Origin of the sequence: Clostridium fungisolvens, from assembly GCF_014193895.1 — a bacterium.
Classification (GTDB): domain Bacteria; phylum Bacillota; class Clostridia; order Clostridiales; family Clostridiaceae; genus Clostridium_AR; species Clostridium_AR fungisolvens.
The window spans coordinates 154,309-168,040 of sequence record NZ_BLZR01000001.1 but is presented as its reverse complement, the minus strand read 5'-3'; the positions used below and the strand labels follow the sequence as shown (position 1 = coordinate 168,040).

General features: G+C 31.5%; 11 protein-coding genes. 3 read left to right on the top strand and 8 right to left on the bottom strand.

Annotated features, from left to right (window positions below):
* Positions 1 to 49: 49 nt before the first annotated feature.
* A complete protein-coding gene (locus bsdtw1_RS00690) occupies positions 50 to 1,708 on the bottom strand; it encodes an oleate hydratase (protein WP_183275686.1) in 1,659 nt (552 codons plus the stop codon).
* Between the two features lie 501 nt (positions 1,709 to 2,209).
* On the opposite strand from bsdtw1_RS00690, the gene bsdtw1_RS00685 reads away from it, so the two are divergent.
* Positions 2,210 to 2,629, top strand: a complete 420-nt coding sequence (locus tag bsdtw1_RS00685; protein WP_183275685.1) for a hypothetical protein — start codon at positions 2,210 to 2,212, stop codon at positions 2,627 to 2,629.
* A 208-nt stretch (positions 2,630 to 2,837) separates the two neighbouring features.
* On the opposite strand, the gene bsdtw1_RS00680 is transcribed toward bsdtw1_RS00685, so the two are convergent.
* The 4 genes from bsdtw1_RS00680 to bsdtw1_RS00665 all read right to left on the bottom strand — a co-directional run bounded on the left by bsdtw1_RS00680 (position 2,838) and on the right by bsdtw1_RS00665 (position 7,753).
* The gene (locus bsdtw1_RS00680) at positions 2,838 to 5,510 is read right to left on the bottom strand and encodes a phosphoenolpyruvate synthase (protein ID WP_183275684.1); all 2,673 of its coding nucleotides are present in this window, start codon (positions 5,508 to 5,510) and stop codon (positions 2,838 to 2,840) included.
* 15 nt (positions 5,511 to 5,525) lie between these two features.
* A complete protein-coding gene (locus bsdtw1_RS00675) occupies positions 5,526 to 6,113 on the bottom strand; it encodes a TetR/AcrR family transcriptional regulator (protein ID WP_183275683.1) in 588 nt (195 codons plus the stop codon).
* Between the two features lie 397 nt (positions 6,114 to 6,510).
* On the bottom strand, positions 6,511 to 7,401 hold the full coding sequence (locus bsdtw1_RS00670) for an IS1/IS1595 family N-terminal zinc-binding domain-containing protein (protein ID WP_183275682.1): 891 nt from the start codon (positions 7,399 to 7,401) through the stop codon (positions 6,511 to 6,513).
* 109 nt (positions 7,402 to 7,510) lie between these two features.
* Entirely contained in the window at positions 7,511 to 7,753 is a 243-nt protein-coding gene (locus bsdtw1_RS00665) for a hypothetical protein (RefSeq protein ID WP_183275681.1), read from the bottom strand.
* Between the two features lie 165 nt (positions 7,754 to 7,918).
* On the opposite strand from bsdtw1_RS00665, the gene bsdtw1_RS00660 reads away from it, so the two are divergent.
* A complete protein-coding gene (locus tag bsdtw1_RS00660; protein WP_183275680.1) occupies positions 7,919 to 8,524 on the top strand; it encodes an HAD family hydrolase in 606 nt (201 codons plus the stop codon).
* A gap of 170 nt (positions 8,525 to 8,694) precedes the next feature.
* Here bsdtw1_RS00660 and mntR read toward each other — a convergent pair whose 3' ends face one another.
* Positions 8,695 to 9,165 (bottom strand): transcriptional regulator MntR, encoded by a 471-nt coding sequence (gene mntR / locus bsdtw1_RS00655; RefSeq protein ID WP_183275679.1) that lies wholly within the window; start codon positions 9,163 to 9,165, stop codon positions 8,695 to 8,697.
* Between the two features lie 202 nt (positions 9,166 to 9,367).
* On the opposite strand from mntR, the gene bsdtw1_RS00650 reads away from it, so the two are divergent.
* On the top strand, positions 9,368 to 10,651 hold the full coding sequence (locus bsdtw1_RS00650; RefSeq protein WP_183275678.1) for an Nramp family divalent metal transporter: 1,284 nt from the start codon (positions 9,368 to 9,370) through the stop codon (positions 10,649 to 10,651).
* 257 nt (positions 10,652 to 10,908) lie between these two features.
* On the opposite strand, the gene bsdtw1_RS00645 is transcribed toward bsdtw1_RS00650, so the two are convergent.
* Both bsdtw1_RS00645 and bsdtw1_RS00640 read right to left on the bottom strand, forming a co-directional pair.
* Positions 10,909 to 12,330, bottom strand: a complete 1,422-nt coding sequence (locus tag bsdtw1_RS00645; RefSeq protein ID WP_183275677.1) for a glycoside hydrolase family 1 protein — start codon at positions 12,328 to 12,330, stop codon at positions 10,909 to 10,911.
* Positions 12,331 to 12,627: 297 nt separating this feature from the next.
* Positions 12,628 to 13,608, bottom strand: coding sequence for an alpha/beta fold hydrolase (locus tag bsdtw1_RS00640; RefSeq protein ID WP_183275676.1), 981 nt, complete (start codon positions 13,606 to 13,608; stop codon positions 12,628 to 12,630).
* Positions 13,609 to 13,732 lie beyond the last annotated feature (124 nt).

Here is a 13,732-nt window from a genome sequence, read left to right as displayed (position 1 = left end):
GTTTCCAAGCCTTCTTTTTTATAGACTGCTTGGAAACCTTAAAATTAAACTATTTCATAATCATTGATTTAAGTGCCATAATCTCTTCTCTCAAATTATCGTCTCTCATCATAACCATTGCTGAATTAAGAAGCACTCTAGCATCATATTGCCCTTTATATATAGGAGTAACTTCCTTATCTAAGTCTAAGAATTTATAAACAGCCATTTGTGCAGATCTTGCTGAGTAATCTACTGTAAACACAACATCATCTGGTATTTCAGCAAATTGTCCAAGGAAAGCTAAGTTAGTTGAACATTCTGGTACTACTTGTGGTCTATCACCTTTTGATCTTGTTAAAAACTGACTAGTTATAAATGGCATTATACAAGGGATGCAAATTGATGTACTCATAATCTTTTCCATATCTTCTTTAAAATTAAGATGATATAAAAGCTCAGTTAATATTTCCTCTCCAGTGCAATCTATCATTCTCTTCTTTACAAAATCACCTTCATTATATGGGAATAAAGCATAACCCCAGAAAGCTTGCACATTATCCGGCTGATTTAGAAAATGAGGTTGATTGTGTAGAACTATCGACATAAACCAACCTGAGTCCTTAAATGTCATAAGGGCACCTGTACCTGGCTGATTTCCTGTATATTCTACTATTTTATCCACCATTGTAGGATCTTTAAGGGTAACTGTGAAGGACTCCCACATTGACTCCTCTACTCTTTGGTTAAAGACCTGTGGTTTTCCAAAACTTGGCGATTCCTTCGCAATCTTTTCCCAAAGCTCCCAGTCACCACCAACAGTTTTGTCATTTAATGTTGGAGCATTTGTCATAGAACCAAGACTAGCTCCTGCTGTTAAAGAACCAATCGTTACAAAAACAAAATCTCCATCTTCAACAATTATTCTATCTTCTTTATTACCTTTTTTATAATCAATTCCTACAACAGTCTTTTTATCTTCTTGTGATTTAAACTCTAAGTTAGTAACTAAGCACTCATACTGAAAATCTACACCTTGAGCCTTTAGCCACTGAGTCATAGGTAGTATTATTGAATCATATTGATTGTATGGTGTACGACGTACTCCGGATAAATCGCTAATTCTTGGTAGCTCATGGAAAAATCTATGAAGATATCTCTTAAATTCTACTGCGCTATGCCAAGGTTCAAATGCAAAGGTTGTAGTCCATTGATACCAGAAGTTAGTTTTGAAAAATGATTCTGGAAAACATGATGTAATATCTTTAGTCCCCAATGATTCTTCTGATTGCATTAAAATATCTATTAATGCTAATCTATCCTCGCGATTAAATCCAAGCTTTGATGATTCTAATATTTTCGCATCATTATCTATTAATCTAGCCTTTGATGATGTATGAATTTTTTTATTAAATGCTCTGAACTCATCCATAATTGAAACGTTAGGATCAGTTAGTGAAGGAATACACTCCATTATTCCAAAGATACATTCATATGCTTCTTCATCAAACATTCTTCCACCACGAATTATATAACCAGTTTCAGGATTGCCATTACCATCCATGCTTCCCCCTGTTATACTGCTTTGCTCAAGTATATGGATATTCTTTGCTGGAACGTGTCCATCTCTAATTAGATATACAGCTGCAGAAAGAGATGCAATTCCTCCCCCAACTAAATAAGCCTGTACTTTGTCTACCTCTAAATTCCTATCAAAATTAAACCTCATCTTTTATCAACCTCTCTTTATCCCATTTTTTATAAGTGCACTTAACTTACTTTTAAAGTTTATATATGTACCATTTCTCTTAGAAAAATCTATGAGAATCCTGAAAAACATTTCTGCTTCAATTGGTACATCTTTAATATAATTCTTATTAAAAAGATGTTGAATAATCACTTTTTAAAGTTTGTCTAAAAAACATACACAAGATTAAAAGTGTCTGTTTTTTTGACGTTAGCCACAAATTGTAAAATGAAATATACTTTAATCTATTTTCATCAGTTGATTTTACTTGAATATATATTACGTTCTAATCTATACTTAATACTTTACTTTGTAAGATTATTGATTTAGTGCTATAATTGCTTATTGTTATAAAAGATGCATAAGTTCCACCTGAAACTTTTTTCAAAAAACTCATAGATTGTGATGAGCTACCTTGAAAATATAAGTTTTATTATGAATCAAAATAACTTACAAATAAAAAAGTAAAGTGAGAATACTAAAATGAGAAATGAAAAACTAGAAAAATCAATAAATAGAATAGACAATGATATAGTAGCTATAAATGTAGCTAAAAAATATTTATCAAATACAGCTGAAATAAATGAAGTAATTGCTACCTTAAATAATAAGAGACAATTATTAGCTAACGAGATATATTCTGAAGATCATCTATCTTATTCAGAATGTCGCGAAATTATCAAGGAAATGTTAGGTAAGGAATTAGCTCAAGAGGAACAAGCTGAATTACTTGAAATGATTAAAGAAAAGTTTGGAAGACAATCGCCAAATGTAAGTAAGAAAAGTAACGGACTTAATGCATGGCTTAAGGAACTTAATATTGAGTTCAGATGGATTGACGATGAGGTAACTGGTTGGAATAAATTAATCATCACTGGATTTGGTGTATATAAGCAGAAATAATACCATTCCATATGGAAAATTTATTTAATTATAATAACTAGCTCATATATCATCTCCTGCATGAGTACTTAATTTAAACAATAGCTTAAATATAGCCTACAAAAAAAAAGATTAAGCCATATTAGAGCTTAATCTTTTTTACTGTATGTCAAAGTACAAACTTTTTATATTAGGTAAACTTCATAACAACAATACTTGAATTCTTAATCTACCTTTTCTTTGTTTTAAGTATCTGAACGAATCCATCTGTTCCATTGACTCTAATATAATCTCCATCTTTAATGATTTCTGTAACCTTTTCAATTCCAACAACAGCTGGAATGCCATACTCACGTGCAACTACTGAACCATGAGTCATCATTCCACCAACTTCTGTAACTAGACCAACTGCAGAAGTAAATAGAGGTGTCCATGCTGGATCTGTATATGGCGCTACTAATATTTCGCCAGGATTTAGTTTTGCCTCCTCAAGTCTAACGACAACTCTTGCTATGCCTTCAATAACACCTACAGATACAGGTGTTCCACTTAAAGCCCCCTCTGGAACTATCACATCTCTAGATTTACCTACAATTATTTCACCTTCACTTGTCATAACCCGTGGGGGATTCTTATCTTTATTCACTTCGTGTTGTTTTTTTCTTTCCACTATGAAGTCTTTAATATTGTTTGAAAAAGTTCCTTCTTCTAACTCAATGATTTCTTCCAAGGTTAAATAAAATATATCTTCTTCATCTTCCAGTATTCCTCTTTGTACAAAGCTTCGAGCTTCTTCTAAAATAGCACGTTTATATATATTCAATAGCTTAACTACTGCAAACTTGTGATGTTCTCTCATGCCCATTAAGTTACGATATAATTTAACTAATCTTTTTATTTTAATCCTTTTTAAAGATTTAAATTGCATAAGAATCTCTTCTTCAGCTTGTGTTGCTTCAACAATGCCCTGATTATATTTTTCTCTATGCTCACCTGGTCTCGTAGTTCGTACATGACTAATAATTGATGGAATAAGTTGTGTAGGATCTTCATTCCATCTAGGTTTTGTTATATCAATCTCTCCTGAGCCTCTCATGCCATATTTTTTTAGAAAACTATTAAATTGTGCCTGAAACTCAGGCCCTCCATCTACTTTAACAAGCTCCTCATAAAAATTAAATTTGCTTGCCCTTTGCAAATATTCTATTACTTCTGGATATTTCCTTATGTTGTCTGCAATATCCCCCAATTCAAGCCCAAGCTCTGTTGTAACATTACCAGGCAATGACTTATTTAACTTACTTAATAAATAAGCACTTCTCTTATCTCCAACTTGCTTATTGAGACTTTCTTCTAAAGCTTTTGCTGCAAGAACTGCTGCAATTAGGTAAACAGGAACCTTTGAAAGCACTGCAGGCATCATGTTTCCCATCCCCTGCCTTATATTACGAATTCTATCCGTACCTTTTGAATTTGATATTTTTATTTCATTTTCCCTTACTATTTCTTCAATTAGCAAATTAACATTATCTCTAGCCTTAACTGGATTCTTAATAAATAAATTATTAGCTACTCTTAACATTACAGGTATAATTATTGGTGCAGCCTTTCTAAAAGTTTTAAGCACATTATCTCTCTGTAAAGAAAGTTTAAGAAACTCCTCACGTCTAGTAACCTCTGACAGAGCCGCTGACATTGATTCATCCATACCTTTAGACACTTTCAAAAGTAATTTTCTTGAAGGTTTTAATAAAAGAGGCGCAGTGATATCTGCAAAAGCTCGTCCTCCAGAAGCTATAATAATATTATTTTCCGAAGAATAAGGATTATCTCTAATAAAGTTAACTACATTACTCAAAAGAGATATAGCTAATGGTTTCATAGCATCAGTCATCATCTGAATATGTCCAAAGGAAATATAAGCATGAAACCTTTCATCTGAAACTGATGGCAACGGATATAAAGATGTAATAGGACGACTTTGAAGAATGTAAAATTTATCTTGAACAAAGCCCCATTCTATATCTTGCTCTAAGCCATAATGAGCTTCAATTTTCTGAGCAAGACTTGCTAATTCTACAATTCTATCATCAGGTAGAGCTTGCATCTCCTGTTTTTCCAGTGGAATATCTTTTTGTATGGTTCCACCTTCAGGCACAGAATATATGGCTAATTTCTTTTTTGATATTTGCTTCTTTATCACTTTCCCATATCTAACTTGGTACAAGTCAGCAGTTACTAAGCCTGAAACCAGAGCTTCTCCTAAGCCAAAGCTCGCATCAATAGAAACTGTTTTTCTACGTCCTGTAATAGGATCAGCAGTAAAAGCAATACCAGATACATCAGGAAAAACCATCTCTTGAATCACAACTGAAAGCAGCACTAATCTATGGTCAAACTTGTTCTTAGCACGATAAGAGATTGCTCTGTCTGTAAATAATGAAGCCCAACAATTTTGTATTGCTTTGAGAAGTTCCTTTTCTCCACATATATTTAAATACGTATCCTGTTGCCCTGCAAATGAAGCTGTAGGCAAATCTTCAGCAGTGGCGCTTGAACGTACAGCATATGCTTTATTGCTTCCGTTGCCTCTCCAAGCATTTAAAATAGAGGATTTTATATCTTCTGGCATTTCAATTGAATTCAAATGCTGACGTATGCTCTTCCCCAAATTACTAATCTGATCTAAATCATCTGGATTTAGCTTGTCAAGCTCGCGGAAAAACCTTTTCATCTCTTCGCTTTTTGAAGTAAAAGTTTTATAAGCATAGGTCGTAACACAAAATCCTTGAGGGACAGGAAAACCAGCTTTAGTCATTTCACCTAAGTTAGCACCTTTTCCTCCAACATAAGGTAAGTACGTTTTATCAATTTCTTCAAATCTTAATACGTAATTCTTCATGATAATCCCCCTAAACTAAGCTTTAGAATTTTCAGAGTCTGCAATTCCATTACAAAAAATATTTAAAAATAGATTTATTACATCTTCTCTTGAATAGCCATGTTTATAAACTTCATCAGACTTAACAATTGCCTTTAAACATACGCCAAGTATCTCTGTAGTTAGATCTATAGGAACATCTTTTACAATGCCCGCCTCTTGAGCTTCTTTTAATATATTTTTTATGTGTTCTCTTTTCCCACTCTTAAACACTTTATATTTATATGATAACTCTGGAAGATATTTTTCAATATCATTTAGGAATAATGGCCCAAATCTCATGGATTCATCTCTTAAATTATTAAAAATTGCTTTAATAACACTTAAAGGATCCGAACTAGAATATTCCGCTACATCTGTAGCCTGATTCAGTCTTAACATAGACTCTTCCACTACTGCTGTTGCAATTTCCTCTTTACTAGAGAAATATTGATATATAGTTTTTTTACTCATTCCTAATTTATCTGCTAAATCCTTTACAGTGACACTTTTATATCCTCTACTATCGAAAAGCTCATGCCCCGCCTGCAAAATTCTCTTTTTATTTATATTCATCTCTTCCATATTAATCACTCCACCAACATATCTTTATATTACAGGTAAACCAAAGAAACCAAAATATACTTCTTGGTTTCCATTTTAAATTCTTCAAGTATTGTTGTCAATGTGTTTCTTATTCCAATAGACTAACTATAGGAGGCTGTGAGAAAAATCTATTCTATATCCTTAATCTATTTTTTTATATACAGTTATTTATTAAATAAATGTTGGTAAATATTTATACCCGCCGATGGACAACCCTATGATTAACTTTATATTCTAAATCTGCTTCTTTAAAACTAGGACATTGTTAAAAACAGTTTCGGATAAAATTATATGTTTTTAATTACTTTTGGTTAACAGTTGTTGCTTTATTGGCTTATGAACCTATTAGAGCTTATATCTATTAAATTGTAATTTTTTAAAAAGGTGAATTCATAATTCTTATTTCTTCAGTTCTTATAAATCTATTTCCTTCAGATAATCTATCATATATCAAGTCCATATAATCGTGTACCTTATCCAAATTCATTAATATGAAAAAACTAAGGTATCTTTGAAGATACTTTGAGGCCACTCCATGGAAGATTGATAGCCATTTTTTCAAATTTGGCCAAATATATTTTATTCTATACTCTTTCTCAACCTTAATAGATTTACTTTTATTATGTCTCATCGCTACTGAGTTTATATTGCTGTCTCCGTATGCAGCAATATATGAGTTTTTTTCTATTTTAGAATAAACTTTTTCATTGAAAGCCACCTTATTCCAGTGATGCTTAAATATTGGTTTTATAAACATAGTGTCTTCTTGTCCTTTTGCACCAATAACCCAAATGTTCTCTCTTGGAGTTGCTTCGGCTAGTATTTCTGCATCTCTACACCCTTTAAAATTCTCTTTTACAATAACTTTTCCTATATGTACAACTCCTGATAGACTATCTGGAATTGAGTCTATGCTCAACGCCTTAAGTATTTTGTGTCTCCAATAAAAAGCTGTGCCAATACTGATGTTTAGCTTTTCTGCGCAAAATTTCAAGGTTTTATTTTCCGTCATTAATTCAGTAAATTCCAGCCAAGTTCTAGTATTCTTTTTTGAATAACTCCATAGTGAATTAGTTGTACGCGAAAAAGTTTTTTCACACACTTTGCATTTATATCTTTGAATTCCATTATAAAAGCCATATTTAATATGCCAAGTTGATCCACAAAGTGGACACGCAGTTACAACTCTATCTTTATAAAAATCTCTTTTTAGAACCTTGTTAGTATGGAGATCAAATTTTTTCAATTCAACATCGTGCTGTAGCAAAAGAAACACCTCTCAAAGAAAATTTTAATAATTAGGCTATCCTCTTAATGCTTGCCACATATCAAATTTTTTAATCATTACCAACATTTATTTAACAAATACTTTTAGCCTAAAAAACTAATTGAATATGTATTGTTGAGTGAGTTTTTTGAGTAGCACTTTTTCTTAATATAATGTTAAGAGATCTTGCAGTAAAATAAGTTTTACTCGTAAGAATATTAAAGTAATGATGCTGCAGATGATTAATTATTGCTCGATTTTCTGTAGCATTATTATTTAGGATAACTACAGCAACTAGTAAATTTATCACATTCATTGTCACAGAAAATATTCTTATATTTTTATCCTCCAAGCATCTATTCCTCCAATTTAAAAATAGTTTTCAGACTGAAGTGCCACATCTTTATTTACACTTCTCTTTTAAAAATATATAATTATGTCATTATCTACTAATTTCCATAAAAACAACTAGCTTCAATTAATTATAATCTATAACATTCATAAGGTGGTATTAATAATGTATAAAAATATTATATTTGACATAGGAAATGTACTACTGAGATTCAATCCTATTGAGTATCTAAACTCAAAAATCCAGCAGCCTGAAAAAGTTTTAGAGGTTCATAAAGAATTATTTCAGAGCGAAGAATGGATAATGCTTGATAGAGGTACCATTACAGAAGAAGACGCAAAAAATGCTATAATAACCAGGAGCATAAATAATGGAGATTTAATAAAGCTTTCCTTCGAAAATTGGTATGACATTCTTACTCCAATTGAGCCATCAGTGGAAGTCTTAAAATCACTAAAAAATTCAAATTACAAGGTTTACTTCTTATCAAATTTTCATTTACTTGCCTTTGAGCATATACTTGAAAAATATGATTTCTTCAAACTATTTGATGGTGGAATTGTGTCTTATGAAGAAAAACTTATAAAACCTGAGGAAGCTATCTACAGAAGATTAATAGAAAAATATGATCTTACCCCTGAGGAATCAATTTTTATAGATGATGTTGAAGAAAATGTTGAAGGAGCTAAAAACCTGGGTATCAACACGATCTTACTCAAAGATCCAAACCTTTTAAAGGAACATTTAAAAACTTATAAAATCAATCTATAAATATATTAAAATGGTGTTGTTAAAGCACAGTGCTGAAATTAACTTCAACAATATTCTTAACGATGGCCATAAAAATAAACATACCTTTAAAGAATAAAAAAGATACTTAATAAGCTAGAATATATCTTAACTTATTAAGTATCTTTTTTATGATTAATATTGCCTCATGTCTATAACTTTGACCTTTTATAGTCATCGAATCTGCTAATCACATCTGGATTGTCTTTTATAAAACAAATATATTTTTCAAAACACCTAGTGGTTTCATCACTTAATGTGTGTTCAACTTTTTCTGTTTCTTTCAATATTTTTTCTTCAGTTATACCAAGTACTCTTAAAAAGGCTTCTATGGTTTTATGCCTTTTCAGTAAAAACTCTCCTAATTTCTTACCTTCATCTTTCAGTATTATTACTCCATACTTTTCATATAACAACAGATTCAATTCACCTAACCTCTGAACCATTCTAGTGGCAGAGGGTGGATGTACATTGAGAGCTTCAGATAATTCATTTATTCTAGTAAACCCCTTATCAATGGATAATCTATATATCATTTCTAAATAATCTTCCATAGAGGCTGTAAGCAAATTTTCTTCATTTTTCATATATTCACTAAAGGTATGAAAAGAGTTATTGTCCAAAATTACTCACCTACTTTTAAGGTTTAAAAAGCCTTAGTAAATTATATGCACTAGATGGTAAAAAAATTACCCTAGAGTAACATTTTTATATAGTTCTTCATAACTTAAATTAGGTTAAAAATTTTAGCATAGGCTAATTTTTATAATCAATACATTTTTTAAATCATTATTTATCATATTTCATACAGAAGGTGAATTAAATATGAACAAAGAATACTTCGTAAAAAACCTTAGTAGTATTGAAGCTACAAGGCCTAGAATAAATAATTCCTTGATCATACTAAAAAAACTTAGAGGAGTCTTAAAGTTTTTTGGTCCTGCTTTTATTGTCAGTGTTGCATATATTGATCCAGGTAACTTTGCTACCAATATTAGTGGTGGATCGATCTTTAATTATAACCTTTTATGGGTTATTTTATGGAGTAACCTAATGGCAATATTTCTTCAAATCATGTCAGCAAAATTAGGTATTGCAACAGGTAAAAATCTAACAGAAATGTGTAGAGACGTGTTCTCTAAAAAAGCGAATTGGTTCTTTTATATAGTATCAACTCTTGCAGCAATGGCTACAACCATGGCTGAATTCATCGGTGGTGTGCTAGGCCTCTATCTACTGTTTAGAATACCACTAAACTATTCGGTACTATTGACAGCAATAATTACCTTACTGATAGCTTACCTCCAAAAATACGGTCAGCGAGTCGTTGAGATTGTAATAACAATACTTGTAGCTATTATTTGCGTTTCATACACCATTGAATTATTCCTTGCAAAGCCTGAGTGGAATCAAGTTGCAATCCATACTTTACTTCCTTCTATTCCAAATAGCCAATCACTTTTAATTGCAGTAGGCATGTTAGGAGCTACTGTCATGCCACATGTTATATATCTTCACTCCGAATTAGTTCAAAGCCGTAACAGTGAAACCCTTGAAGAAAAAAAGACTCATCTAAAAATGGAAAAGATTGATGTTTTCGTTGCAATGAACATTGCTTTTATCGTAAATGCAGCTATGGTTATAGTATCTGCTTCGGTTTTCTACAGTAGAGATATAACTGTTGATTCCATAGAGCAAGCTCATAGATCTTTAGAACCACTTTTAGGTACACTTTCAAGTGGTGCCTTTGGTGCAGCACTACTTGCTTCTGGTTTTTCATCATCTTCTGTAGGAGCAATGGCAGGTGAAACAATCATGGATGGCTTTGTGGACGTGAAAATGCCTGCAATCATACGTAGAATAATTACCATGCTTCCGGGTATACTTATAATCTTAATTGGAGTAAACCCTATGAAAGCATTATTAATGAGTCAGGTATGTCTAAGCTTTGTACTACCAGTTACAATCATCTGTATGCTAATAATCACTAGTAGAAAAGACTTAATGGGTGCCTTTGTTAATAAGCCTATTGTTAAATATCTAGGATGGCTAATAGCAGTAGTTATTATAGTGTTAAATGCTGTTTTAATATATTCTTCACTTATATGATATTGATAAAAAAATTGCTGAAGTAACTTTCTTAAGTGATTTTTTGTGCATCTGTCTTTCCGGATATATATGAGGAAAATATAGGAGGCGAATAAGTTTTATTTTTACTATACTCTTTAAAAGGTTATGATAAACATTTGAAACTTCTAGATTTAGACAGCATAAAGATTTCATATTTTTCTTTACAGTAAAAAAAAAGCTTATAACTACACTAAGTTATAAGCTCTTTCACTATAAATTAATTATATTTACTTATCCTATCTCTTCAAGCTTGTTCCATTAGTAGCTATAACTTCCTTATACCAATCGAAACTCTTTTTCTTGTATCTTTCTAGAGTACCACTTCCATCATCATGTCTATCTACATATATGAAGCCGTATCTCTTCTTAAGCTGAGCAGTTGATGCACTTACTAAATCTATACATCCCCAAGTAGTGTATCCCATAAGCTCAACACCATCTTCAATGGCTTCTGCAACTTGAACTAAGTGATCATTTAAGTAATTGATTCTATAATCATCATTTACAGTCTTATTTCCATTTTCATCAGTTATTAATTCATCCACTGCACCTAAGCCGTTTTCAACTATGAATAATGGCTTTTGATATCTATCATATAGTTGATTTAAGATATATCTTAATCCTTCTGGATCTATCTGCCATCCCCATTCTGAAGCTTTTAAATATGGATTTGGAACTCCTGAAAGGATATTTCCTTCTCCCTTTTTATTCTTTTCTGGATCTGCAGTTGCACAAGAACTCATGTAATAGCTGAAAGAAATAAAATCTACTGTATTCTTTAATATCTCTTTATCGCCTGGTTCCATCTTAATCTCTATGTTGTTTTCCTTGAATATTCTGTTCATGTATCTTGGATATTCTCCTCTTACATGTATATCTGCAAAGAAAAGATTTTCTCTATCTTGTTCCATAGCCTTAAGCACATCACTTGGCTTTGAAGTCAATGGGTAGTTAGGAACTCCAAGAATCATGCATCCTATCTTAAATTCTGGGTTTATCTCATGTCCAACTTTTACTGCTAAAGCACTAGCAACTAACTCATGATGCATTGCTTGATATAAGTCTTGCTTACTTAACTCTTCCTTTGGAGTCCATATTCCAGCACTCATGTAAGGTGCATGAAGCGCTGAGTTTATTTCATTAAAAGTCAGCCAATACTTCACCTTGTCCTTATATCTTGTGAAGATAGTTCTTACATAATTTTCGAAGAAGCCTATAAGCTTTCTATTAACCCATCCATTATAATTCTTAGCAAGTGCTAGTGGTGTTTCGTAATGAGATATCGTAACAAGTGGCTCTATTCCATACTTAGCTAATTCATCAAAAACATTATCATAAAATTGAAGCCCTTTTTCATTAGGCTCTTTATCGTCACCATTTGGGAATATTCTTGACCATGCAATTGATAATCTAAAAGTCTTAAAGCCCATCTCAGCAAATAACTTGATATCTTCTTTATATCTATGGTAGAAGTCAATACCGATAAGCTTCATGTTATCTTCTGTAGGTTCTTCAGTAAGAGGTCCCATAATTCCTCTTGGTGCTATATCTTGTGTTGATAAACCTTTACCATCTTCAATGTATGCGCCTTCAAATTGGTTTGCAGCAGTAGCTCCTCCCCATAAAAATCCTTCTGGGAACTTAATTTTGCTTTCCATATTATATTCCTCCTGTTTTTTAAGTATGAGTTTTACATTAACACTCTATATTGTTTATAAATAGTTCTATTATTACTTGATTTAAAATATCTAGGTTTAGCTGACTCAAAAGTTGTATACTCCCCTATAAAGTAAAAAACCTAAACTAATATCAGATCTCTTAATAAGATACCTCATATCAATTTAGGTTTTGCCTGCTTAACAGTTACAATCCTACAACAATATTGTATTTGTATATATGCTATCATAGTTGTCCAAACGTGGTCAATGGATTTTCAAATTGAGAAAATTTAAATATCATAGATCTCTTTCATGTATAAAGCTTAATACATCATTTCTGATTTTACTTTTATTCAATACAATCCCAGAATGACCGCATTTGTATACATATCTCTTTGGTTTATCCCAACTAGTCCATAATATATCACTATCTTTATTCATTATGTATTTATCATAATAACCTGAAACAAGAAATATTTTATCTTTATCAATCAAAGGTTTCTTCAAACTTGGATTGATAATACTCCAATTTCTTTTCAACCTCTCTCTATCGAAACCATTTTTTATAAAATCTTCTTTAACAAATTTCCCTACTATAGTTTCATAAGCTGTAAAATGCAAGTCATTGGCATAAAATAATGAAATTAATAGATCAATGTTCTCTTCTACTTCACAGAGTAGATTAGATATCATACCACCTAAGCTTAAACCAATTACAATGACTTTACCTTCTCTTTTTTCTTTTATGTATCTTATTAAAGCTCTAATATCGCTAATTGACTGCTGTACTGATTTAAGCGTTCTATTTACATTAGCACTAAAAAAATATTCTCCACTATATAGAGACTCATTTGGACACCTTTCCATATGAAAAGGTAATATATAGCTATAAGCATCATAGCTTTCCTCAATAAAACTGTTTAAAAACACATTTTCTAACCTGTTTAGTTCTTCAGATCTCCAGCCATGTATCAATATAACACTTGTATTTTTAGGCTCATCTTTACACAAGTTATAATAAAAGATAGAATCAGAATTACTCCTTCCATTATCTATTTCACTTAAAAACTTTAATTTTCCTTTGGAATATCCGTATTCAATTCTATCTTCTTCGAAATGAATTTTAGGTAAAGCTGGTTTAATATAAAAGTTATTGTAATCACCATCAATTAACGAAAACTCTTCTTCATTAAAGTAAAATTGATCTGTTTTACTGTATTCTTTATGCAAACCGCTTAATCCATAGCTATCTGCAATCTTTGCTATTATACCCCTCAAAGTTTATTTCCCCTTTATGTTCCTTAAAGTGTATTAGTAATTTGTGTATCTCAATAAACGCACCACTTTATTTTCTTTATATTCTCAAACTTTCCTCTTATAATTCATAGTAGTTTTTAAAAAA